This is a genomic window from Streptomyces sp. CGMCC 4.7035, assembly GCF_031583065.1.
Lineage (GTDB): Bacteria > Actinomycetota > Actinomycetes > Streptomycetales > Streptomycetaceae > Streptomyces > Streptomyces yaanensis.
On the sequence record NZ_CP134053.1, the window covers coordinates 1,518,362 to 1,540,107 of the forward strand.

At 70.1% G+C, this 21,746-nt stretch carries 22 protein-coding genes; 13 read left to right on the forward strand and 9 right to left on the reverse strand.

All coding sequences use genetic code 11. From position 1 onward, the window contains the following. The first annotated feature begins 38 nt into the window (after positions 1 to 38). The 4 genes from Q2K21_RS06275 (at position 39) to Q2K21_RS06290 (ending at position 3,036) form a co-directional block, all read left to right on the forward strand. Complete coding sequence (locus tag Q2K21_RS06275) at positions 39 to 371, forward strand: hypothetical protein (RefSeq protein ID WP_310766713.1); 333 nt, start codon at positions 39 to 41, stop codon at positions 369 to 371. Between the two features lie 89 nt (positions 372 to 460). Then, positions 461 to 679 (forward strand): hypothetical protein, encoded by a 219-nt coding sequence (locus Q2K21_RS06280; RefSeq protein WP_310766716.1) that lies wholly within the window; start codon positions 461 to 463, stop codon positions 677 to 679. A gap of 117 nt (positions 680 to 796) precedes the next feature. Next, positions 797 to 2,002, forward strand: a complete 1,206-nt coding sequence (locus tag Q2K21_RS06285; RefSeq protein WP_310766719.1) for an NAD(P)/FAD-dependent oxidoreductase — start codon at positions 797 to 799, stop codon at positions 2,000 to 2,002. Positions 2,003 to 2,139: 137 nt separating this feature from the next. Continuing rightward, the gene (locus tag Q2K21_RS06290; protein WP_310766723.1) at positions 2,140 to 3,036 is read left to right on the forward strand and encodes an RNA polymerase sigma-70 factor; all 897 of its coding nucleotides are present in this window, start codon (positions 2,140 to 2,142) and stop codon (positions 3,034 to 3,036) included. Positions 3,037 to 3,327: 291 nt separating this feature from the next. Here Q2K21_RS06290 and sodN read toward each other — a convergent pair whose 3' ends face one another. Next, on the reverse strand, positions 3,328 to 3,723 hold the full coding sequence (gene sodN / locus Q2K21_RS06295; RefSeq protein ID WP_067129094.1) for a superoxide dismutase, Ni: 396 nt from the start codon (positions 3,721 to 3,723) through the stop codon (positions 3,328 to 3,330). A 145-nt stretch (positions 3,724 to 3,868) separates the two neighbouring features. Between sodN and sodX the strand changes: the two genes are divergently transcribed. Then, positions 3,869 to 4,303 (forward strand): nickel-type superoxide dismutase maturation protease, encoded by a 435-nt coding sequence (gene sodX, locus Q2K21_RS06300; protein WP_310780666.1) that lies wholly within the window; start codon positions 3,869 to 3,871, stop codon positions 4,301 to 4,303. Here the strand turns inward: sodX and Q2K21_RS06305 are convergent. Continuing rightward, on the reverse strand, positions 4,207 to 4,836 hold the full coding sequence (locus tag Q2K21_RS06305; RefSeq protein ID WP_310766727.1) for a CGNR zinc finger domain-containing protein: 630 nt from the start codon (positions 4,834 to 4,836) through the stop codon (positions 4,207 to 4,209). The two genes, sodX and Q2K21_RS06305, sit on opposite strands and share 97 nt — an antisense overlap. Positions 4,837 to 4,937: 101 nt before the next feature. Here Q2K21_RS06305 and Q2K21_RS06310 point away from each other — a divergent pair, with 101 nt between their 5' ends. From Q2K21_RS06310 to Q2K21_RS06320, 3 genes are all read left to right on the forward strand, one after another. Continuing rightward, positions 4,938 to 5,708 (forward strand): class I SAM-dependent methyltransferase, encoded by a 771-nt coding sequence (locus Q2K21_RS06310; RefSeq protein ID WP_310766730.1) that lies wholly within the window; start codon positions 4,938 to 4,940, stop codon positions 5,706 to 5,708. Between the two features lie 135 nt (positions 5,709 to 5,843). Continuing rightward, positions 5,844 to 6,332, forward strand: coding sequence for a SigE family RNA polymerase sigma factor (locus Q2K21_RS06315; RefSeq protein ID WP_310766733.1), 489 nt, complete (start codon positions 5,844 to 5,846; stop codon positions 6,330 to 6,332). Further along, positions 6,329 to 7,150, forward strand: coding sequence for a hypothetical protein (locus Q2K21_RS06320; RefSeq protein WP_310766736.1), 822 nt, complete (start codon positions 6,329 to 6,331; stop codon positions 7,148 to 7,150). The genes Q2K21_RS06315 and Q2K21_RS06320 overlap by 4 nt, the downstream gene beginning before the upstream one ends. A 169-nt stretch (positions 7,151 to 7,319) precedes the next feature. On the opposite strand, the gene Q2K21_RS06325 is transcribed toward Q2K21_RS06320, so the two are convergent. The 3 genes from Q2K21_RS06325 to Q2K21_RS06335 are packed head-to-tail and all read right to left on the reverse strand — an operon-like array spanning position 7,320 to position 10,037. Continuing rightward, positions 7,320 to 8,072: an amino acid ABC transporter ATP-binding protein gene (locus tag Q2K21_RS06325; protein ID WP_310780668.1), complete on the reverse strand. Its 753-nt coding sequence runs from the start codon at positions 8,070 to 8,072 to the stop codon at positions 7,320 to 7,322. Positions 8,073 to 8,110: 38 nt separating this feature from the next. Beyond that, positions 8,111 to 9,046 (reverse strand): amino acid ABC transporter permease, encoded by a 936-nt coding sequence (locus Q2K21_RS06330; RefSeq protein WP_310766739.1) that lies wholly within the window; start codon positions 9,044 to 9,046, stop codon positions 8,111 to 8,113. 31 nt (positions 9,047 to 9,077) lie between these two features. Continuing rightward, positions 9,078 to 10,037 (reverse strand): ABC transporter substrate-binding protein, encoded by a 960-nt coding sequence (locus tag Q2K21_RS06335; RefSeq protein ID WP_310766741.1) that lies wholly within the window; start codon positions 10,035 to 10,037, stop codon positions 9,078 to 9,080. A 537-nt stretch (positions 10,038 to 10,574) separates the two neighbouring features. Here Q2K21_RS06335 and Q2K21_RS06340 point away from each other — a divergent pair. The 4 genes from Q2K21_RS06340 (at position 10,575) to Q2K21_RS06355 (ending at position 14,008) form a co-directional block, all read left to right on the forward strand. After that, entirely contained in the window at positions 10,575 to 11,798 is a 1,224-nt protein-coding gene (locus Q2K21_RS06340) for an NAD(P)-dependent malic enzyme (protein ID WP_310766743.1), read from the forward strand. Positions 11,799 to 12,111: 313 nt separating this feature from the next. Next, positions 12,112 to 13,077, forward strand: coding sequence for a zinc-binding dehydrogenase (locus Q2K21_RS06345; protein ID WP_310766744.1), 966 nt, complete (start codon positions 12,112 to 12,114; stop codon positions 13,075 to 13,077). Positions 13,078 to 13,235: 158 nt separating this feature from the next. After that, entirely contained in the window at positions 13,236 to 13,442 is a 207-nt protein-coding gene (locus Q2K21_RS06350) for a helix-turn-helix domain-containing protein (RefSeq protein ID WP_310766746.1), read from the forward strand. Between the two features lie 2 nt (positions 13,443 to 13,444). Continuing rightward, positions 13,445 to 14,008, forward strand: coding sequence for a Clp protease N-terminal domain-containing protein (locus Q2K21_RS06355; protein WP_310766747.1), 564 nt, complete (start codon positions 13,445 to 13,447; stop codon positions 14,006 to 14,008). A 33-nt stretch (positions 14,009 to 14,041) separates the two neighbouring features. Here the strand turns inward: Q2K21_RS06355 and Q2K21_RS06360 are convergent, their stop codons facing one another. Both Q2K21_RS06360 and Q2K21_RS06365 read right to left on the reverse strand, forming a co-directional pair. After that, positions 14,042 to 15,082, reverse strand: a complete 1,041-nt coding sequence (locus Q2K21_RS06360; protein ID WP_310766748.1) for a PadR family transcriptional regulator — start codon at positions 15,080 to 15,082, stop codon at positions 14,042 to 14,044. Between the two features lies 1 nt (position 15,083). Further along, positions 15,084 to 16,043, reverse strand: a complete 960-nt coding sequence (locus Q2K21_RS06365) for a DUF4097 family beta strand repeat-containing protein (protein ID WP_310766749.1) — start codon at positions 16,041 to 16,043, stop codon at positions 15,084 to 15,086. Between the two features lie 201 nt (positions 16,044 to 16,244). Here Q2K21_RS06365 and Q2K21_RS06370 point away from each other — a divergent pair, with 201 nt between their 5' ends. Further along, on the forward strand, positions 16,245 to 17,078 hold the full coding sequence (locus Q2K21_RS06370; protein ID WP_310766750.1) for a hypothetical protein: 834 nt from the start codon (positions 16,245 to 16,247) through the stop codon (positions 17,076 to 17,078). A gap of 117 nt (positions 17,079 to 17,195) precedes the next feature. Here the strand turns inward: Q2K21_RS06370 and Q2K21_RS06375 are convergent, their stop codons facing one another. After that, a complete protein-coding gene (locus Q2K21_RS06375) occupies positions 17,196 to 17,375 on the reverse strand; it encodes a DUF6104 family protein (RefSeq protein WP_310766753.1) in 180 nt (59 codons plus the stop codon). Between the two features lie 483 nt (positions 17,376 to 17,858). Further along, positions 17,859 to 21,674, reverse strand: coding sequence for a multifunctional oxoglutarate decarboxylase/oxoglutarate dehydrogenase thiamine pyrophosphate-binding subunit/dihydrolipoyllysine-residue succinyltransferase subunit (locus Q2K21_RS06380; protein ID WP_310766756.1), 3,816 nt, complete (start codon positions 21,672 to 21,674; stop codon positions 17,859 to 17,861). Positions 21,675 to 21,746: the final 72 nt, after the last annotated feature.

Genomic DNA, 21,746 nt, shown 5'->3' on the forward strand with positions numbered 1-21,746 from the left:
GGACCCAGCAGATCAGCTTGACGATCTATAGGAGCTTCATGGGGTTCATCGGGGAGACCTGGCGACTGGTGGGTCGTCGCACCGGCGGCGTCGTAGGCGAGATCCTCGTTGAGGACGCCGACTTCCCCTGGTTGCACGGCCGTTTCACCGCACACACCGGCTTCGCGGAGCTGCGTCCGCTGTTCGAGCGGGAGTTGGCGCTCGTGGACCGGATCGACGATGCGTACGAGCAGTGGGAGGAGGCGTACGAGGCGATCACCGAAGCGGTCGCGCTGACCGCGCCCGGCAACCCGGTCGCCGACTTCCTCCTCCACATCGACGGCGAGACGGCGTGGTTCCGCTGGACGGAGCGGCCGAGCGGGGAGGACTGACGGGAACGCGAAGGGGCCCGGCCGGCGGTTCGGGCCGGGCCCGCCCAGCGGGTCAGCGCGCTGTGCAGTCGGGGAGACGGACCGCTTCCGTGCGGGTGTTCTCCGGCGCGTCGGCGGCCGGCATGTCCGCTGCCCTCAACCTCAGCCGGATCCGGCTCGTGGCGCACGGCATGCGGCACATCGTTCGCGTCTGTCGCCACCGAGGCGACCTGTCGCCCGCATCGCTGTACGAGTTCGGCCTGACCACCCTCCTCGACGGCCTCGCGGCGCGCATCAAGGCGGCGACGCCTTTTGCACCGGTGGCCTGAGGAATGCGGGGTTTCTCAGCCGAGCCCGCCCGTGTGGAGTGACCTGTCTCACGTGCCGTCACAACTATCGAGCACGCGGTGTCTTGTGGCCGAACCCCTGGAACCGGAGGAGACACCATGACCGAGAACACCGAGGTCGTCGTGATCGGCGGCGGATACGCCGGCGTCATGGCCGCCAATCGCCTGACGCAGCGCGACGACGTGACAGTGACGCTGATCAACCCGCGCCCGACCTTCGTCGAGCGGATCCGCCTGCACCAGGTGGTGGGCGGGTCCCATGACGCGGTCGTCGACTACCGGGAGATCCTGGGCGAGGGCGTCCGGCTGGTGGTCGACACCGTGACACGGATCGACGCGGCCGAGCGCAGCGTGATGTTGGCGACCGGCGGCACGGTCGGCTACGACTACCTGATCTACGCGGTGGGCAGTGGCAGCGCCGACCCGTGCGTGCCCGGAGCGGCCGAGTTCGCCTACCCGATCGCAGGCCTGGAGGAGGCGCAGCGGCTGCGGCCGATCGTCGACGCCGCGCCCGCGACGGCCGCGGTGACGGTCGTCGGAGCCGGTCCGACCGGCATCGAGACCGCCGCCGAGCTGGCGGAGCTGGGCCGCGCCGTGACCCTGGTCTGCGGCGGGGTGCTCGGCCCCTACCTGCACCCGCGGGGTCGACGCTCGGTTGCCAAGCGGCTGGCCGAACTCGGTGTGAACGTCCTCGACGGCCCCGACGCGAAGGTGACGGCCGTGACACGCGATGCCGTGCGGCTCGGTGACGGCCGTACGCTGCCGAGCGAGGTGACCATCTGGACCGCCGGATTCGGCGTGCCGGACCTGGCCGCGCGCAGCGGGCTGAGCACCGACGCCCTGGGCCGCCTGCTCACGGACGAGACGTTGACGAGCGTGGACGACGCGCGCATCGTCGCGGCCGGGGATTCGGCGGCACCCTCGAACCTGCCCCTCCGGATGAGCTGCCAGGCCGCGGGTCCGCTGGGCGCCCACGCCGCCGACACGGTGCTCAGCCGGATCGCGGGTGAGCGGCCCGCGACCCTCACCATAGGGTTCGCCGGCCAGTGCATCAGCCTGGGCCGTCGCCTCGGTATCTTCCAGTTCGCCGACAAGGAGGACACGGCGAAGGGGTACTACCTCGGTGGCCGATCGGGCGCGAAGCTCAAGGAGTTCATCTGCAAGGGCACCGTCAAGCAACTGGCGGACGAGGGACGCAAGCCCGGTTCCTACCGTTTGCACAAGTTGTTCAAGGAAGGCAAGCGCCAGGAGCTTCTGCGGGCCGAGCGCGACGAGGCGTCGGCCACCGCTGAACGCGCGGCCTAGCCGGGCTGGTACAAGGTGGGGTCGAACGGCCACCGAGGAAGTCACCGAGGAAGTCACCGAGGAGAAAGGACCTCGCTGTGGATGCGCTTGACGGCGGTCGGCAACCTGGGCCGGCCGCGAAGGAGAGAGGCCGGGACATGGCCGACCACGCCGCTGATCCGGCGACCGAGACGTTCATCGCCCACCGCAACCTGCTCTTCACCGTCGCGTACGAGATGCTCGGATCGGCGGCCGACGCCGAGGACGTCCTCCAGGAGACCTGGCTGCGGTGGGTCGAGGCCGATCTGGGACAGGTGCGCGACCCGCGCGCCTACCTGGTCCGGATCGCGACCCGCCAGTCGCTCAACCGGCTGCGCACCATGACCCGCCGCAAGGAGGCGTACGTCGGCCCCTGGCTGCCCGAGCCGCTGCTCACCGCGCCGGACGTGGCCGAAGACGTCGAGCTCGCCGAGAGTGTGTCGATGGCGCTCATGCTCGTCCTCGAGACACTGTCGCCGACAGAGCGCGCCGTCTTCGTGCTGCGCGAGGTCTTCGACGTCGGCTACGACGAGATCGCGGCCGCCGTCGACAAGAGCCCCGCGGCCGTCCGCCAGATCGCGCACCGCGCCCGCCGGCACGTCGACGCCCGCCGCCCCCGCCAAGTGGTCTCCCCCAGCAAAACCCGGGCGGCCCTGGAGTCGTTCCGGCGCGCGCTCGTCACCGGGGACCTGCAGAGTCTCCTTGACGTACTCGCCCCCGAGGTCGTCCTCGTGAGCGACGGCGGCGGCGTCAAGCAGGCCGCGCGACGGCCGATCATCGGCGCCGACAAGGTGGCCCGTTTCATCGTCGGCGGCTCCGGCAAGGTTGGAGCCACGCTCACCGGTGACCCCACCGTGGTCAACGGCAACCCGGCTCTCGTCCTGCGCCTGGACGGCGAGATCGACGGCGTCCTGGCGTTCCGTGTCGAGGACGACCGCATCACCGGCCTCTACTACGTCCGCAACCCCGAGAAGCTGACCCGCGTCGGCTCCGAGACCCCGCTCACCCTGCGATGAACACCGTTGGCGGAACGGCCCGCGGCTGACCAGGCACCGCGGTCACCGAACCCGATGCGCCCTCCGTGGTGTGCACGACGAGGCCCCCGCCCCGGGTGCGTTGAACTTCCCGTCCAGGGACGTCGGTCCAGGGGATCGGTCGGCGCCGGTCGCCCGGAACGACAAGGGCTCCGCAAAGAAGACCGCACCCGATCCATCATGGACGCCATGCTGGGCGGCCTGTGGACCGGGTGCGGACGGGCAGACGCTGCAACCAACCTAGTAATCGCAGGTCAGAGGGCATGATCGCGATCAGGCCTTCTTGGTCTCCCAGAAGATCTTGTCGATCTGGGCGATGTAGTCCAGCGCCTTCTGGCCCGTCGCCGGGTCCGTGGACGCCTTGGCGGCCGAGAGGGCCTTCAGGGCGTCGTTGACCAGCTGGTGCAGCTCCGGGTACTTCTCGAAGTGCGGGGCCTTGAAGTAGTCGCTCCACAGCACCGAGACGTGGTGCTTGGCGAGCTCGGCGCGCTGCTCCTTGATGACGGTGGCGCGAGCCTGGAAGTGCGGGTCGTCGTTGGCGGCCATCTTTTCCTGCACGGCCTTCACCGACTCCGCCTCGATGCGGGCCTGGGCCGGGTCATAGACGCCACAGGGCAGGTCGCAGTGGGCGCTGACCTTGACCTTGGGGGCAAACAGGCGGGAGAGCATGAAGCTGTCCTTCCTCGTGATCGTCTTCTCAGGTGGGACATTACTCCGTGGGGGACGGGTTTTCGCGGGTGCCCCCATGGGCTTACGTCAAAAGTCCGGGGTGACACTGGGACTGGTGGAGGATCGGACCGGGGAGGTGCCGGTGATGCCGGAGCTGTCGCAGGAGACCGAACGCACGAGGGCCTTGCTGCCGTTTGGGCCGGCCGAGGTGACGGGACCGTCCATGGTGCCCACGCTTCAGCACGGTGACCGGCTCCTCGTCCAGTACGGGGCGCGGGTTCGGCCGGGCGACGTCGTCGTGCTGCGGCATCCCTTCCAGCAGGACCTGCTCGTCGTCAAGCGCGCCGTGGAGTTGCGCGAGGGCGGCTGGTGGGTGCTCGGCGACAATCCGTACGCGGGCGGGGACAGCACCGACTACGGCGCCGTTCCCGAGGAGCTCGTCCTCGGGAAGGTGTGGTTCCGTTACCGGCCGCTCAGGAACGGTCAGCGCTCGCCGCTCGCACTGGTGCGCTGGGCGCTCTCGGCCGCCCGGCCGGTGTTCTCCGACCGGTCGGCCTCCAAGCGCTTGCGCGCGCGGTAGGCGGCCACGTTCGCGCGCGTGGCGCAGCGGTCCGAGCAGTATCGCCGGGAGCGGTTCGTCGAGGTGTCGAGGTACGCGTTGCGGCAGGGGACTGCCTCGCACAGGCCCAGGCGGTCCACGCCGTATTCCGTGAGGTGGAAGGCCAGGCCCATCGCGGCGATGGCCGCGTAGCCCGCGGTCGCGTTCGAGGGGTGGTCCGCGAGGTGCATGTGCCACAGCGGGCGCCCGTTGTCGTCCCGGTAGTCGTGGCCGGAGATCTGCGGGCTCACCGGGAACTCCAGGAGCAGCGAGTTCAGCAGGTCCACGGCCAGCGTCTCGTCGCCCTTGTCCGCCGCCTCGAAGACCGCGCGCAGTCGGGCCCGGACCGAGCGGAACCGGGTCACGTCGGCGTCGGTGGCGCGGCGGGCCGCCGACGAGTTGGCCCCGAAGAGGTCGCGGACGGCCTCCACCGAGGTGAGGGAGTCCTTGCCCCGGGCCGGTTCCTCGCTGTTCACGAGACGCACGGCGTAATCCGAGTAATAGGCCAGTTCCACTTGTAGTCCTTACGGGGGCGCTCTATCGTCGTGACCGCGGTCACGTAACAGATGATCGTGCTTACAGGGTATTACGAGGTTCAGTGGAGAAGGGGGCTTCCATGACCACCACGGCCGGATCCACCGCGGGTACCGACTGGCAGGCCTGGCAGGAGAGCTGGGACCGGCAGCAGGAGTGGTACATGCCGGACCGCGAGGACCGCTTCCGGATCATGCTCGACATGGTGGAAGCCTTCGTCGGCCCCGAGCCACGCGTCCTGGACCTCGCGTGCGGCACGGGCAGCATCACCGCCCGGCTCCTCGCCCGCTTCCCGAAGGCCACCAGCACCGGCGTCGACCTCGACCCCGCCCTGCTCACCATCGCCCGCGGCACCTTCGAGGGCGACGAGCGCGTCACGTTCGTCGAGGCCGACCTCAAGGACCCCGACTGGCCCGCCCGACTGCCGTACGAGGCGTACGACGCGGTCCTCACGGCCACGGCCCTCCATTGGCTGCGCACCGAGTCCCTTCAGGCGCTCTACGGTCAGGTCGCGGAACTCGTCCGCTACGGAGGCGTCTTCATGAACGCCGACCACATGATCGACGACACCACGCCCCGGATCAACGCGGCCGAGAGCGCCCAGCGGCGCGCCCGCATGGATCAGGCCATGCGCGGCGGCGCCCTCGACTGGGCCGACTGGTGGGCGCTGGCCGCCAAGGACCCCGTGCTCGCCGCGCCGACCGCCCGCCGCTTCGAGATCTACGGTGTTCACGCCGACGGCGAGATGCCGTCCGCCGCCCGGCACGCGCGCGTGCTGCGCGACAAGGGCTTCGCCGAGGCCCGCCCGGTGTGGTCCTCGCCCTCGGACACGCTGCTCCTCGCGCTCAAGTAGGCCCCCGCGGACCCGGGTCGAGGCGGTACGGAAAATCCGTACCGCCTCGACCGCGTCCCGAACCGCCCTCCACCGCACTGGAAGGGTGAGACGGCCCGGGACCGGCGGGCCGGGGAGCTGGAGAAGGGGGGCGGGATGACGCGGAGCGGGGAAGCGGCTCTGCACGCCTTCGTCGAGGGCAGGCGCACGGCGCTGTTCCGCAGTGCCTATCTGCTGTGCGGCAACCGCGACGAGGCGGAGGACCTCGTCCAGACGACCCTCGTCAAGGTCGTCCTCGGCGCGCGTCGGCACGGACGCCTGGAGCACCTGGAGGCGTACGCACGCAAGACGCTGGTCAACACCTTCATCTCGGCGCGCCGCCGCTTCTGGCGGCGCGAGCAGGCGTACGGCGAGGTGCCGGACGTGCCCGAGCGGCTGGTGGACAGCGACACCGGACTGATGGTGCGGGCCGCTCTCGCCCAGCTCGCGCCCAAGCAGCGGGCCGTCCTCGTACTGCGGTACTGGGAGGACCTGAGTGTGGCCGCCACGGCCGAGCTGCTCGGGATGCGGGAGAGCACGGTCAAGAGCCACACGGCAAGGGGACTGGCGGCCCTGAGGGCCGTCGTGCGGGAGGAACACGTATGACGTACAAGGAAGTCGAGCGCGAAGAGGTGAGGGAGCTGCTCGGCCGGGCCGTCGACGACGTGCCGGTGCCGGCGGGCCGGGGCAGTGAGGCCGTCTTCGAGCGCGCCTCACGGCTGCGGTGGCGCAGGCGGGCCGCGGCGACCGGGGCCGCGGCGACCGGGGCCGCCGCGGCCGTGGTCGCCACGGGCCTGGTCCTCGGACCGGGGGTGCTGAACGGCCACCAGGAGGCGAACGTCGCGAGCACCCCCACGGCCGGCGAGTTCACCACGAAGCCGGCCGGGTTCGAGGGATTGCTGCCCGCTGGGGTCGGAAAGATCCGCGAGGTGTCGCTGGGGCAGCTGATCAAGGGGACGAAGAAGCCGCTGGGGGGCCCGAAGGCCGGGCCGTACGACGGCGAGTACGCGGTCACCCGGGACGGGGGCACCGGATACCTCACGGTGCACGTCGTCGACTCCGGCAAGGACCGCAAGGCCACGGACGCCGGGACGGACCCCGCGGCCAGGGAGGCCGACAAGGACCCGTGCGTCATCGCCGCCCATGTCTCGCCCCCGATGGTGAACTGCACGACCGAGGAGGTGTCCGGCGGGGCGCTGCTGTCCCTCTGGCAGTCGACCCCGGATCCGGCGACCGAGGTCCAGCCGAAGCACAGCGGCACCGAGCTGTACGCGCGCCTGAGCCTCAAGGACGGAACGCTGCTGACCGTCCGGGACTGGACGGGCTTCCTCGGTAGTGGTTCGCAGGGCCCGCTGCTCAAGACGTTCCCGCTGACGCGGGCGCAGCTGCGTGAACTGGCGCTGAAGCCGGAGCTGTTGCCGTAGCTCCCGGGCGGGCTGCGGGCAGCACGAAGGGGCGGTACGAGGATCCCGTACCGCCCCTTTTCGTCGTACGTACTCCCGGAGCGCCTTCGTACTCCTGGAGCGCCTTCGTACTCCTGGAGCGCCTTCGTACTCCTGGAGTGCCTTCGTACTCCTGGAGTGCTTCGGACTCCTAGAGCACCTTGGACAGGAACGACTGCGTCCGCTCGTGCTGCGGGTTCGACAGGACGTCACGCGGGTGACCGGACTCGACCACCACGCCGCCGTCCATGAAGACGAGCGAGTCGCCCACCTCGCGGGCGAAGCCCATCTCGTGGGTGACGACGACCATGGTCATACCGGACTCGGCCAGGTCACGCATGACGTCGAGGACGTCACCGACCAGCTCCGGGTCCAGCGCCGACGTCGGCTCGTCGAACAGCATCAGCTTCGGGTCCATCGCGAGGGCCCGGGCGATGGCGACGCGCTGCTGCTGGCCACCGGAGAGCTGCGAGGGGTAGTGCCCGGCCCGGTCGGCCAGGCCCACGCGCTCCAGGAGCTGCATCGCGCGCTCCCTGGCCTGGGCCTTGTTCGCGCCCTTGACCTGGACCGGCGCCTCGATGACGTTCTCCAGGGCCGTCATGTGCGGGAACAGGTTGAAGCGCTGGAAGACCATGCCGATGTCCCGGCGCTTCAACGCGACCTCGCGGTCGCGCAGCTCGTACAGCTTGTCGCCCTGCTGCCGGTAGCCGACCAGCTCGCCGTCGACGTACAGCCGCCCGGCGTTGATCTTCTCCAGGTGGTTGATGCACCGGAGGAACGTCGACTTGCCGGAGCCGGAGGGGCCGATGAGGCAGAACACCTCGCCCGGCTTGACCTCCAGGTCGATGCCCTTGAGGACCTCGACCGCCCCGAAGGACTTGTGGACGCCCTCGGCCTTCACCATGAGGGTGCCGGACGCGCTGTCCTTGACGGTCTTCTCGGTCATGCCGTGACCTTCCTGCTCGAGAAGGACGTCAGATGGGCCTTCACCTTCTGCCACGGGGTCGGCGGCAACTGGCGGCTGGAACCGCGCGCGTAGTACCGCTCGACGTAGTACTGACCGACGCTGAGGACCGACGTCATGATCAGGTACCAGGCGGCGGCGAGGAAGTACATCTCCACCGGGGCGCCGGAGACCTGGCCGATGTCCTGGGCGTAGCGGAAGAGCTCGGGATACTGGACGGCCGCCACGAGCGAGGTCGTCTTCAGCATGTTGATCACTTCGTTGCCCGTCGGCGGCACGATCACGCGCATCGCCTGCGGGATGACGATCCGGCGCAGCGTCTTGCCGTGGCTCATGCCCAGCGCGTGGGCGGCCTCGGTCTGCCCCTCGTCGACGGCGAGCAGGCCGGCCCGGCAGATCTCCGCCATGTAGGCGGCCTCGTTCAGGCCCAGGCCGAGCAGCGCCGTCAGCAGCGGCGTCATGAAGTCCGACCAGTAGTTCTTGTAGATCGGACCGAGGTTGATGTACTCGAAGACCAGGCCCAGGTTGAACCAGAGGAACAGCTGGACCAGGACCGGGGTACCGCGGAAGAACCAGATGTAGAACCACGCGATGGACGAGGTCACCGGGTTCTTCGACAGGCGCATCACCGCGAGGAGGATGCCGCCGACGATGCCGATCAGCATCGACAGGACCGTCAGCAGGAGGGTCTTGCCGACGCCGGTCATGATCCGGTCGTCGAAGAAGTAGTCCGGAACCGCGTGCCAGTTGATCTTGCCCTGGCCGAACGCGTAGATGATCGCGACGAGGATCCCGATCGCGATGACGGCGGAGACGTACCGCCCGTAGTGCCGGACCGGAATGGCCTTGATGGCCTCCGGCCCGGCCGGGGGAGTGTCCTCGGGACCCGCCGTCTTGTCGATGTCAACAGTCACTGGTCATGCCTTTCAGTGGCCGCGCGCGCGGTCACTTGCCGCCGTTGACGACGGACTCCTTCACGGCGCCGTCCTCGGCGCCCCACTTCGCGAGGATCTTCTCGTACTCGCCGTTCTTGATCACCGCGTTCAGCGCGGCCTGGAGGGCGTCCCGCAGCTGGGTGTTCGCCTTGGCGACCGCGATGCCGTACGGGGCGGCCTCGACCTGCTGGCCGACGAGCTCGAAGTCCTTGCCGCCGCCCGAGGTCTTCACCGCGTACGCGGCGACCGGGAAGTCGGAGGAGGCCGCGTCCGCACCGCCGGAACGCAGACGGGTCTGGGCCTGCTGGTCGTCGTCGAAGGCCTCGATGGTGATCTTCTTGCCGCCCGAACACTTCTTGGTCTCGGCCTTGGCGAGGTCCTCGGAGACCGTGCCGCGCTCCACGGCGAGCTTCTTGCCGCACAGGTCGGCCCACGACGTGATCCCGCCGGTGTCGCCCTTGCGGGTGTAGATCGAGACACCCGCGGTCAGGTAGTCGACGAAGTCGACGCCCTCACCGACCTTCTTGCCGGTGTCGGGGTCGACACCCTCCTGGCGGCTCTTGTTGTCGGTCATCGCGGACATGGCGATGTCGTAGCGCTTCGAGCGGAGACCCGTGAGCAGGGCGTCGAACGTGCCGTTCTCGAACTGGAACTTCACACCGAGCTGCTTGCCCATGGCGTCGGCGAGGTCCGGGTCCAGGCCGACCGTCTTGCCGGAGCCGTCCTTGAACTCGACGGGCGCGTAGGCGATGTCCGAGCCCACCTTGACGACACCGGCCTGGCGGATCGACGCGGGAAGCTTGTCGGCCAGCGGAGCCGACGCCGAGGCGCTGCTGCTCGAACCGTTGTCCTTGTTCTTCGTCTGGTCACCGCACCCGGTGAGTACCAGGGTGCCCGCGACCGCGAGGGCGCCGACCGCAGCTATCCGGGAGCGCGTGACGGTCGTACGACGGGTGGAGCTTGCGGTCATCGTGGGTTCCTCCGGCGGAATCGGTTGGTGCCGATGGGTCGACGAGAACACACACCTTTGGGTGTCGCGACCTCGTGTGATGAGGCATCTTGCCATTCGGACTTGGGCAATCAGATGCCCCTCTATGTCAAAATCGGATAACGGGTGACCCCCGAACCGCCTCCAGGCGGCCTATCAGGGCCGGTCCTTTGCGGAATTCCCCCCTTCCGACCGGAAGATCTTCGGTGCATCTCACCATCCGGTCGAGCTCACGTCCGTACACGTGATCGTGTGAGGGCGTGTCGGGGACTTGTCCACATTTTCGGCCATGAGTCATCTCACCGGCGTGTGACCTTCGCGTTATGGACTCGTCCCGGACACCATCCGTCCGGTAAGAAGGTTCCTTACACCCCTCATCCGGGGCTCAGGGCGCGTGTGCGGCGCGCCGTCGCGTATGCACCCGTACGCATCAGTTCATCTGGGTCATACGCGGTCCCGCCCACCCCTCAACCAGGAGTGGTCACCCTCAAATCATGAACATCTAAGGGGTACAACACAGTGGCAGCGGAGATCGTCAATCCTCGCAGCGACAGCAGTACGGATCAGGACGGCGGGGCCGAGCCCCACGATTCCTTCGATCCAGCGTTCGCGCTGCACCGCGGCGGCAAGATGGCTGTGCAAGCCACCGTGCCGATCCGCGACAAGGACGACCTGTCCCTCGCGTACACGCCCGGCGTCGCCCGGGTGTGCACCGCCATCGCGGAGCAGCCGGAGCTGGTCCACGACTACACATGGAAGTCGTCGGTCGTCGCCGTGGTGACGGACGGCACGGCGGTGCTGGGGCTCGGTGACATCGGCCCCGAGGCCTCCCTCCCGGTGATGGAGGGCAAGGCGATCCTGTTCAAGCAGTTCGGCGGGGTGGACGCGGTTCCGATCGCGCTCGCCTGCACGGACGTGGACGAGATCGTCGAGACCGTGGTCCGGCTCGCTCCCTCCTTCGGGGGCGTGAACCTGGAGGACATCTCGGCGCCTCGGTGCTTCGAGATCGAGCGCAGGCTCCAGGAGCGGCTGGACATCCCGGTCTTCCACGACGACCAGCACGGTACGGCCGTGGTGACGCTGGCGGCCCTGCGGAACGCGGCGAAGCTGACCGGGCGGACGATCGGCGAGCTGCGCGCGGTCATCTCGGGCGCGGGCGCGGCCGGGGTCGCCATCGCGAAGATGCTGGTCGAGGCCGGGATCGGCGATGTGGCGGTCGCCGACCGCAAGGGCGTCGTGTCCCCCGACCGGGACGATCTGACGCCGGTCAAGCGAGAGCTCGCGGGCTTCACGAACAAGGCGGGCCTCACAGGGTCGCTGGAACACGCCCTCGCGGGCGCCGACGTCTTCATCGGCGTCTCCGGCGGCACGGTGCCGGAGGACGCGGTCGCGTCGATGGCGGAGGGCGCCTTCGTCTTCGCCATGGCCAACCCGAACCCCGAGGTGCACCCGGACGTCGCGCACAAGTACGCGTCCGTGGTGGCGACCGGGCGGTCCGACTTCCCGAACCAGATCAACAACGTGCTGGCGTTCCCGGGGATCTTCGCGGGCGCGCTGCAGGTGCGGGCGTCCCGGATCACGGAGGGGATGAAGATCGCGGCGGCCGAGGCGCTGGCGGCGGTCGTCGGCGACGACCTGGCGGCCGACTACGTGATCCCGTCGCCCTTCGACGAGCGGGTGGCACCGGCGGTGACGTCCGCTGTCGCGGCGGCGGCGCGGGCCGAGGGCGTTGCGCGGAGGTAGTCCGACGACGCTTGGCTGGGCGGGCGGGTGCCTTCACCTGTCCGCCCAGTCCTTTGTGTGCCCGGTGTTGCTGCGGGCCGGGAGTGGGTTTCGCTCACCGGCGCTTGCAGGGTGCCTCCCCCAAGCTCTTCGAGCAGGGGGACCCCCAGCGCCCACGCGTGCCGCCCTGGGGGTCCCCCCAGGCCCTTGAGGCACTGCGGGAGGCACGACTGCCCGCAGCTGCGTACGGGGGACGCCGCAGTTGCGTAGGCGGGACACGCGTCACAGTCGGCTACGGTTCCGTGCGTCGACCCCGGAGCCTATCGTCAAGGTCATGTTCGCTGCCTACGCCGCCCGCATCGACCGCGACCACCCTCTCACCGGCCTTGAGTTGGGAGAGCGCCCGGCCCCCGAGCGGAGGCCCGGCTGGACGACCGTGAACGTCAAGGCCGCCTCCCTCAACCACCACGACCTCTGGTCCCTGAGGGGCGTCGGTCTCTCCGAGGACAAACTGCCCATGATCCTCGGCTGCGACGCGGCCGGCGTCGACGAGGACGGCAACGAGGTCGTCCTTCACTCCGTCATCGGCCAGACCGGCCACGGCGTCGGCCCCGACGAGCCCCGCTCGATCCTCACCGAGCGCTACCAGGGCACCTTCGCCGAACAGGTCACCGTCCCCACCTGGAACCTCCTCCCCAAGCCCAAGGAACTCTCCTTCGAGGAGGCCGCCTGCCTCCCCACCGCCTGGCTGACCGCGTACCGGATGCTCTTCACCAATGCCGGCGTCCGCCCCGGTGACTCGGTCCTCGTCCAGGGCGCGGGCGGCGGTGTCGCGACCGCCGCGATCGTGCTGGGCAAGGCGGCCGGCCTGCGGGTCTTCGCCACCAGCCGCGACGAGGCCAAGCGCAAGCGGGCCCTGGAACTGGGTGCCGTGGAGGCCCTGGAATCCGGTGCGCGGCTGCCGCAGCGCGTGGACGCCGTCATCGAGACCGTCGGTGCCGCCACCTGGTCCCACTCCGTCAAGTCGCTGCGGCCCGGTGGCACGATCGTCATCTCCGGCGCCACGAGCGGCGACCGTCCCTCCCACGCCGAACTCACCCGTGTCTTCTTCCTGGAGCTGAAGATCGTCGGCTCCACCATGGGCTCCAAGGACGAACTGGAGGACCTGCTCTCCTTCTGTGCCGCCACCGGCGTGCGCCCCGTCATCGACGAGGTCCTTCCGCTCGACCGCGCCCGTGAGGGCTTCGAACGCCTGGAGGCGGGCGACCAGTTCGGCAAGATCGTGCTGACCACGGACTGACCACCTCGCGTTTTCCTTCGCCTCCCCGGCGGTCGGGGATCCCCGCGCGATCGCGGCGGGCTCGAAGTCCTTTCGAGTCCGCCGTTGGTGTTTCTTCTACCGGCACTCTCTTGTCAACCGTGGTTGACAAGCTTGGGCTGTCAACCTATGTTGACATCATGACCGAAGCAACGGAACTCGCCGAGCGCGCGGGCGACCGCGATCCACGCGTCGGGCTGCGGGCCGTCGCCGCGCTGCGGAGGCTGCTGGAGCAGCTGGAGGCGGTGCAGGTGCGCAGCGCGCGCAATCAGGGCTGGTCGTGGCAGGAGATCGCCACGGAACTCGGAGTCAGCAGGCAGGCCGTGCACAAGAAGTACGGGAGGTAGGGATGTTCGAGCGGTTCACGAAGGATGCGCGCGCGGTGGTCACCGGCGCGGTCGAGCACTGCGAACGGGCCGGTGGGGAACGCGTCGACGAAGCGCACCTGCTGCTCGCCCTCCTTGACCGCGAGGGCAGCCGCGCGGCGTTCGCCCTGGCGTCCCTCGGGCTGACGGAGCGGCGCGACGCGGTCGAACGGGACCTCGCCGAGGCCCGCCGCCGCGGTGGCCTCTCCCGTGCCGACGCGGACGCACTCGCCGGGCTCGGCATCGACCTCACGGAGATCGTCTTCCGGGTCGAGAAGACGCACGGGGAGGGCGCGCTGGCGCCGGGCCGGAAGGGCGGCGTACGACGGTCGGGGCGCCGCCCGTTCAGCCGCGGCGCCAAGGATCTCCTCACCCAGTCCCTGCGCACCGCCGTCGCCCATGGTGACCGGCACATCGGCGACGAGCACATGCTCCTTGCCCTGACCGCCCGCCCGGGCGTCCCGGCCGAGGTCCTCGCCGACCACGGAGTGACGCATGCGGCCGTGGAGCGGCTGCTGTGGGGCGGGGGAGAGGCGAAGGCCGGGTGACGTCGCCCCGGGTGGGGCGGCCGACGGTCGACGTCACCCCTTCCGCGACCGCAGCGTAGCCCCGATGTGCGCCGCCGCCGTCGACAAGTGGCGGCGGGCGTCGCGGAGTTGTTCCTCCGTCACGCCGTGGTCGCGGGCCGCGTCGCGGATGTCGTCACGGAAGCGGTCCAGGAGCCGGTCGAGGGCGCGGGCAGGGTCACCCGAGAAGTCCTCGTGAGCCCAGGAGGGTTCGTACGCGCCAGGGAAGTCCTCGGGTGTCGTCGTGTACTCCGGTTCCCCCGCCGCCTTCGACGTGCCCGCCGTCCCGGTGCGCCCGGTGCCGAAGTCCTTCCCGAAGCCCTTTCCGAACTCGCCGAATTCCTTGGCGAGTTCGGTCAGCCCTTCCCGTACACCTGTGGGCCAGTCGCCGCGCGCGAAGTGGTCCTGCACCTGCTCCTGCACCCGGCGTGCCATGCGCTGCAGTTCCTCCTGCGCCTGGGAGGCCGCCCGCTCCTCTGCCTCCTTGGCCTGGCGGCGCGCTCGCTGGGCCTCCTCGCGGGCTCGCCGGCTCTCGTCCTTGGCGCGCCGGGCCTGTTCCTTCCATTCCTGCTTGACGCGGCGCATCTCCTCCTTGGCGGCGCGCCACGCCTCCTTCTCGGACTGGTCGCCATACTCCCCGTACGCGCCCCCATGCTCCTTGGCCCCCCGCCGGGCCTCGGAGACCGCGGCCCGCATCTCGCGGCGCAGATCGCCTGCCGCGCCCCGGACGTCCGCCCGGATCTCGGCGGCCAGTTCGGCGACCGACTCGCCGATCTCCAGCTCCAGGTCGGCCAGCTCACCGCTGCGGTCGGCCAGTTCGGCGCGGCCCGCGTCCGTGATCGCGTACACCTTGCGGCCGCCCTCGGTGGTGTGCGTGACCAGCCCCTCGGCCTCCAGCTTGGCCAGCCGGGGGTAGACGGTGCCGGCGGACGGTGCGTACAGCCCCTGGAAGCGCTCCTCCAGCAGCCGTATCACCTCGTATCCGTGGCGCGGTGCCTCGTCCAGCAGCTTCAGCAGGTAGAGCCGCAGTCGTCCATGGGCGAAGACGGGAGGCATGTCAGAGCCCCTTCTGCTCGGTCGGGCCGCCGGTCGTGCCGTCGGAGGGACGGCCGGACGCGGTGGCGGTGTCGCTGCTGGTGCCGGGGGATAGATCCGCCACCCGTGTCGGCGAGGCGTCCCATGGTCCGGGGATGTCCCATGGTTCGTCCTCCGCGGGCGGGCGGCGGAGCAGGGCGATGGAGCCGGAGACCGTGGTGGCCTTCAGGCGGCCGTTGCCCCCGCCCAGACGGCCCGTGACCCTCTTGGCGCCCCATTGGCCTGTGACGCGCAGATCGTCGAAGGCGTTGGACACGGTGCCGCTCGCCGTGTTCGCCTCGACCTCGGCGTCCACCGGATGGGGGAGCCGGATGGCGATCTCACCCGAGACGTTCGTCAGCTGGGCGTCGGTCGGGCCGCTGGTGGGGTCGAGGTCCAGGATGATCGAGCCGCTGACCGAGTCGGCCTTCACGGACGGGCAGGCGCCCTCGATGACGGTCAGGTCGCCCGACACGGAGTTGAGCCGCAGGTCGCCGGTGACGCCCTGGGTTTCCACGCTTCCCGAGACTGTAGTGGCGCGGACCGGTCCGGAGAGGGCGACCAGCGTCGTCTCGCCCGTGACGCCCTTCACCTCGGCGCTGCCGTCGATCCCGGAGACCATGGCGTTGGCCCCTACCACGCCGACCTCCACGCGGGTGGACGCCGGAACGGCAAGGGAGACCACCGCGCTGCGGCGCCAGCCCTTCGGGTCGAGCCACTTGAGGAAGCCCTTCCAGGGGAGGTCGTCGTACGCCACCGTGAGGGTGCCGTCCTTGTGCGTCACCATGAGCGGCGGGCCCTCGATGTCCGAGACCTCCAGGCGTGCGGAACCCTCGTCCGTGCCCACCACGTTCACCGTTCCGCTGACGATGCGCACATGGAGTGCCGTCACGGGGGCGTCGAAGGTGAGCTTCCTCGGCTCTGCGACGGACCACTCTGACATGGTGCTGACCTCCTCGGCCGGTGCGGATGGGGTGTGCGCGACAGGCGGCGTCACGGCCATGCGCGACGGTGGCGGGTGCCCGTCCGACGCGCCATATCGCGTTTTGCATAATCACGATATATCGCGGCTAGGGAAAGTCAAGACACCCGTTCTGGGGAACCCGCGAGGAGGAAAGTGGACAAAACCGCCTAACGTGGGGTCATGTCGACGGAAGCTCGGGCCAGCGGACCCGCCCCCGGTGCCCTGCTCCTCTGCCGTACGGACCCCGCTTCCCTCGCTCCCGTCGCCCCCCTGCTCCGCGAGCGCATGGTGCTCACGCAGGCGGGCCCCGAGTGGAGCGCGCTGGTCCCCGAGGGCAAGCCCTGGTCGCACGGCGGCGAACCCGTCGACCGGGTCCTCACCGGCTGGGCCACCGCGCTCGCGGTCGGCGCCCCCTGGCCCGTCCTCGCCCTGTGGTGGGACGCGGATCGCGCCGGCTGCACCCTCGCCGCCGGCTTCCGCCGCCCCGTGACCTACGTGTGGCTCGCGAACGGCACCCCGGCCGGTGAGGACGAGGCGATGCGCACGCTCGGTGCCCGTCTGGGCCTCGACCCCGTCCTCGACATGCAGGCGCTCGAGCGCCTGACCGCAGCCGATGCGGGCACGGACGCACGCGCCCGCCTGCGCGGCCTCCTCGCCGTCCTCACGCGCGCGGGACTCACGCTCCCACCGGGCCTGACCCCCGGCGAACCGGCCACCCGCCTGCGCGAGGCGGCCCTCGTCCGCCCCGACGCCGAAAAGATCGCGTGGCCGGGCTGCCGCGACGCGCTCCGCACGGCACTCGACGCGGTCGGAACCACACGCCTGGGCCCCTGGCTCCCATGGGCGGGCACCCCGAAGGCCCGCGCCCTGGCCCTGGCCCAGGTGGCGGCGGGTCTCCCGCTCACGACCTGGGGCCTGCGCCATCGCAGCGGCGGCTGGATCGTGGCGGGCGCGCTCCTGCTGGCACACGGCGCGCTGGGCCTCGTGTACGACCTGGGCCGGCCGCGGGATTGACGGGCTCGTCCCAGAGGGAGTTCGCCTGCCCCTCCGGTACCGGCCGGTGGCCTACCCGGTATCGGCCGGTGGCCTACCCGGTATCGGCCGGTGGCCTACCCGGTATCGGCCGGTGGCCTACTCGTCGTCCTCCTCGTCCAGCCGCGCCAGCCAGGTCGCCAGCCGCTCCACCGGCACCTCGAAGTCCGGATTGAGATCGACGAACGTACGAAGCTGTTCGGCGAGCCACTCGAAGGTGACCTCCTCCTCGCCGCGTCGCTTCTCGAGTTCTTCGATGCCTCGGTCGGTGAAGTACAACGTGCTCTCCGTCGGATGGGACTGGTCGGACCTGCCGAAACGCGATACCTCCAGGATAGGCGTGGGCCGCGCCTTCGGTGGCCCAGCCGTCACGAGCCGTCCGGCCCGTGCCGCAGGACTGCTCCCGTACGGCGACACAGTGCCGGCCGCAGGCGTGAGCATCGGCCTGCAGGCCCTCGCCGAGGGGCACATCGCGGGGCGGTCGATCGCCGCGCGGCCAACCGGCACGGCACCCGATCCACGGGAGTGGGAGCGCGCGGCCGGGAGGCGGGCGGCGCTGAGGAGGTGCAACACCGGGTGCGCGCCGGACGCGACGACGATCTTGCCGAGCGCGCCCTCGATGCCTGGCGGCAGTTGCCAGGGGACGTCCTCCCCGTATCTGGGAACTGACCCACCATTACGCCGGGCCGGATGTACGCCGAAGGGCCCGGCCCCGGAGATCCCGGGACCGGGCCTTGTCGTCAAGCAGACGTGCTCACCGGCTTACGCCTCGAACACCTCACGCACCAGCTGCTCCTGCTCGGCCTGGTGCCGCTTCGCCGAACCCACCGCCGGGGACGAGCCGTGCGGGCGGGAGATCCGCCGCAGCCGCTCGCCGGCCGGGACGTCCGCGCCGACCGCCAGGTCCAGGTGGTCGATGAGGTTCAGGGCGATGAACGGCCAGGCGCCCTGGTTCGCCGGCTCCTCCTGGGCCCACAGGTACTTCTCGGCGTTCGGGTACTTCTTGATCTCGGCCTGGAGCTCGGCACCCGGCAGCGGGTACAGGCGCTCGAGGCGGATGATCGCCGTGTCCGTCACGCCGCGCTTCTGACGCTCGGCCTCGAGGTCGTAGTAGACCTTGCCCGCCGTGAAGACGACCTTGCGGACCGCGGCCGGGTCCACCGACGCGTCGCCGATGACCGGGCGGAACTGGCCCGTCGTGAACTCCTCCGCCTTGGACGCGGCGGCCTTCAGGCGCAGCATCGACTTCGGCGTGAAGACCACCAGCGGCTTGTGGTGCGGGTTGTGCACCTGCCACCGCAGGAGGTGGAAGTAGTTCGACGGGAGGGTCGGCATCGCGACCGTCATGTTGTTCTGGGCACACAGCTGAAGGAAGCGCTCGGGACGCGCGGACGAGTGGTCCGGGCCCTGGCCCTCGTAGCCGTGCGGGAGGAGCAGGGTGACGCCGGAGGTCTGGCCCCACTTCTGCTCCGCCGACGAGATGAACTCGTCCACGACCGTCTGCGCGCCGTTGACGAAGTCGCCGAACTGGGCCTCCCACATCACGAGCGCGTCGGGGCGGGCCAGCGAGTAGCCGTACTCGAAGCCCATCGCCGCGTACTCGGAGAGCAGGGAGTTGTAGACGTTCAGGCGCGCCTGGTCCTCGGAGAGGTACATCAGCGGCGTGAACTCCTCGCCCGTCTCGCGGTCGATGATCACCGCGTGGCGCTGGCCGAAGGTGCCGCGCTGGGAGTCCTGGCCCGCCAGGCGGACCGGGGTGCCCTCCAGCAGGAGCGAGCCGATGGCGAGGGTCTCGCCCATGCCCCAGTCGATCGTGCCGTCCTCGACCATCGCGGCCCGGCGCTGCAGCTGCGGCAGCAGACGCGGGTGGGCGGTGATGTGGTCGGGGATGTTGACCTGGGACTCGGCGATGCGCTTGACGACCTCCGCGGAGATGGCCGTCGGGACCGCGACCGGGAAGCCGTCCTGCGGCTCGCTCGACTGCGTCGGCACCGGCTGGGAGGTGGCCTCGCGGACCTCGGTGAAGACCTTCTCCAGCTGGCCCTGGTAGTCCTGGAGGGCGTGCTCGGCCTCTTCCAGGGTGATGTCGCCGCGACCGATCAGGGACTCGGTGTACAGCTTGCGCACCGAGCGCTTCTTGTCGATCAGGTCGTACATCAGCGGCTGGGTGAACGCCGGGTTGTCCGACTCGTTGTGACCGCGGCGGCGGTAGCAGATGAGGTCGATCACCACGTCCTTGTTGAACGCCTGACGGAACTCGAAGGCCAGACGCGCGACGCGCACGACCGCCTCCGGGTCGTCGCCGTTCACGTGGAAGATCGGGGCCTCGATCATGCGGGCCACGTCCGTCGCGTACATGGAGGAACGCGAGGACTCGGGGGCCGCGGTGAAGCCGACCTGGTTGTTGATCACGACGTGGACCGTGCCGCCCGTGCGGTAGCCGCGCAGCTGCGACATGTTCAGGGTCTCGGCCACCACGCCCTGGCCCGCGAAGGCCGCGTCGCCGTGCAGGGCCACGGGCAGGACCGTGAAGTCCGTACCACCCTTGTTGATGATGTCCTGGTTGGCGCGGGCGACGCCCTCCAGGACCGGGTCCACCGCCTCCAGGTGGGACGGGTTCGCGACCAGGCTGACCTTGATCTGCTCGCCGTCCAGGCCCGTGAAGGTGCCCTGGGCGCCCAGGTGGTACTTCACGTCGCCGGAGCCGTGCATCGACTTCGGGTCGAGGTTGCCCTCGAACTCGCGGAAGATCTGGGCGTACGACTTACCGACGATGTTCGCCAGGACGTTCAGGCGGCCGCGGTGGGCCATGCCGATGACGACCTCGTCCAGGCGCGACTCGGCCGCGCTGTCGATCACCGCGTCGAGCAGCGGGATGACCGACTCGCCGCCCTCCAGGGAGAAGCGCTTCTGGCCGACGTACTTCGTCTGCAGGAAGGTCTCGAAGGCCTCCGCCGCGTTCAGGCGGCGCAGGATGCGCAGCTGCTCCTCGCGCTCCGGCTTGGTGTGCGGGCGCTCGATGCGGTCCTGGATCCACTTGCGCTGCTTGGGGTCCTGGATGTGCATGTACTCGATGCCGGTGGTGCGGCAGTACGAGTCGCGCAGCACGCCGAGGATGTCGCGCAGCTTCATCAGGGACTTGCCGGCGAAGCCGCCGACCGCGAACTCGCGCTCCAGGTCCCACAGGGTGAGGCCGTGCTCGGTGATGTCCAGGTCGGGGTGCTTGCGCTGGCGGTACTCCAGCGGGTCGGTGTCGGCCATGACGTGGCCGCGGACCCGGTAGGAGTGGATCAGCTCGAAGACGCGGGCGGCCTTGGTGACGTCGTCGTCGTGCGAGGCGTCGATGTCCTTGAGCCAGCGGACCGGCTCGTAGGGGATGCGCAGGGCCTTGAAGATGTCGTCGTAGAAGCCGCTCTCGCCGAGGAGGAGGTTGGCGACGACGCGCAGGAACTCGCCGGAGGCGGCGCCCTGGATGACCCGGTGGTCGTAGGTCGACGTGAGCGTCATGACCTTGGAGATGCCGAGCTTGTTCAGGGTGTCCTGGGAGGTGCCCTGGAACTCCGCCGGGTAGTCCATCGAGCCGACGCCCATGATCACCGACTGGCCGGGCATCAGACGCGGGACCGAGTGGACCGTGCCGAGGCCGCCGGGGTTGGTGAGGGAGACCGTCACGCCGCTGAAGTCGTCCATCGTCAGCTTGCCGTCGCGGGCGCGGCGGACGATGTCCTCGTAGGCCTGCCAGAACTCGAAGAAGTTGAGCGTCTCGGCCTTCTTGATCGCCGCGACGACGAGCTGGCGGTCGCCGTTCGGCTTCACCAGGTCGATGGCCAGGCCGAGGTTGACGTGCTCCGGCTTGACGAGGGTGGGCTTGCCGTCCTTCTGCGCGAACGACCAGTTCATCGACGGCATGGCCTTGATGGCCTGCACCATCGCGTAGCCGATGAGGTGCGTGAAGGAGATCTTCCCGCCCCGGGCGCGCTTGAGGTGGTTGTTGATGACGATGCGGTTGTCGAAGAGCAGCTTCACCGGCACCGCGCGCACGGACGTGGCCGTGGGGAGCTCCAGCGAGGCGTTCATGTTCTTCGCGACGGCGGCGGAGGGGCCGCGCAGCGTCACCAGTTCGGGACCCTGGGGGGCCTCGGCCACGGGTTCGTCCTTCTTCGGCTTGGCGGGGGCCGCGGCGGGCTGCGCGGCGGCGGGTGCGGCGGGCTTGGCCGGGGCGGGTGCGGCAGCGGCGGGCTGCGGGGCCGGCGCGGCCGGGGCCTGCGGCGCTGCGGGAGCCGCAGGAGCGGCGGCCGGGGCGGCGGGCGCCGCGGCGGCGGATGCGGCCTGGGCCGCCGTGGTGGTCTCCGCGGCCCCCGCGGCCGCGGTACCCGCCGTAGCCGAGGAGGCAGCCGCCCCCGGCTTGTAGTCGGCGAAGAAGTCCCACCAGGCGCGGTCTACCGAATTCGGGTCCTGGAGGTACTGCTGATAGATCTCGTCGACGAGCCACTCGTTCGGACCGAACGCGGCAGCGGGGTTCTTCCCGGCTTGGTCGTCGGTCGAGATGCTCGAGTTACTGGGGGACTGTGGCGACACGGCGGCAACCGCCCTCTTCCGCTTCACAAGGTGATGGACAGCGGGAATAAAGGCTACGCCTCCCCGGCCGTG

Coding starts and splice junctions, on each gene's coding strand:
- sodX (WP_310780666.1), top strand. CDS start 3,869: ATGCCGGAGCTGTCGCAGGAGACCGAACGCACGAGGGCCTTGCTGCCG.
- Q2K21_RS06290 (WP_310766723.1), top strand. CDS start 2,140: ATGGCCGACCACGCCGCTGATCCGGCGACCGAGACGTTCATCGCCCAC.
- sodN (WP_067129094.1), bottom strand. CDS start 3,723: ATGCTCTCCCGCCTGTTTGCCCCCAAGGTCAAGGTCAGCGCCCACTGC.
- Q2K21_RS06365 (WP_310766749.1), bottom strand. CDS start 16,043: ATGTCAGAGTGGTCCGTCGCAGAGCCGAGGAAGCTCACCTTCGACGCC.
- Q2K21_RS06370 (WP_310766750.1), top strand. CDS start 16,245: ATGTCGACGGAAGCTCGGGCCAGCGGACCCGCCCCCGGTGCCCTGCTC.
- Q2K21_RS06335 (WP_310766741.1), bottom strand. CDS start 10,037: ATGACCGCAAGCTCCACCCGTCGTACGACCGTCACGCGCTCCCGGATA.
- Q2K21_RS06360 (WP_310766748.1), bottom strand. CDS start 15,082: ATGCCTCCCGTCTTCGCCCATGGACGACTGCGGCTCTACCTGCTGAAG.
- Q2K21_RS06320 (WP_310766736.1), top strand. CDS start 6,329: ATGACGTACAAGGAAGTCGAGCGCGAAGAGGTGAGGGAGCTGCTCGGC.
- Q2K21_RS06275 (WP_310766713.1), top strand. CDS start 39: ATGGGGTTCATCGGGGAGACCTGGCGACTGGTGGGTCGTCGCACCGGC.
- Q2K21_RS06315 (WP_310766733.1), top strand. CDS start 5,844: ATGACGCGGAGCGGGGAAGCGGCTCTGCACGCCTTCGTCGAGGGCAGG.
- Q2K21_RS06285 (WP_310766719.1), top strand. CDS start 797: ATGACCGAGAACACCGAGGTCGTCGTGATCGGCGGCGGATACGCCGGC.
- Q2K21_RS06310 (WP_310766730.1), top strand. CDS start 4,938: ATGACCACCACGGCCGGATCCACCGCGGGTACCGACTGGCAGGCCTGG.
- Q2K21_RS06345 (WP_310766744.1), top strand. CDS start 12,112: ATGTTCGCTGCCTACGCCGCCCGCATCGACCGCGACCACCCTCTCACC.
- Q2K21_RS06355 (WP_310766747.1), top strand. CDS start 13,445: ATGTTCGAGCGGTTCACGAAGGATGCGCGCGCGGTGGTCACCGGCGCG.
- Q2K21_RS06325 (WP_310780668.1), bottom strand. CDS start 8,072: ATGGTGAAGGCCGAGGGCGTCCACAAGTCCTTCGGGGCGGTCGAGGTC.
- Q2K21_RS06350 (WP_310766746.1), top strand. CDS start 13,236: ATGACCGAAGCAACGGAACTCGCCGAGCGCGCGGGCGACCGCGATCCA.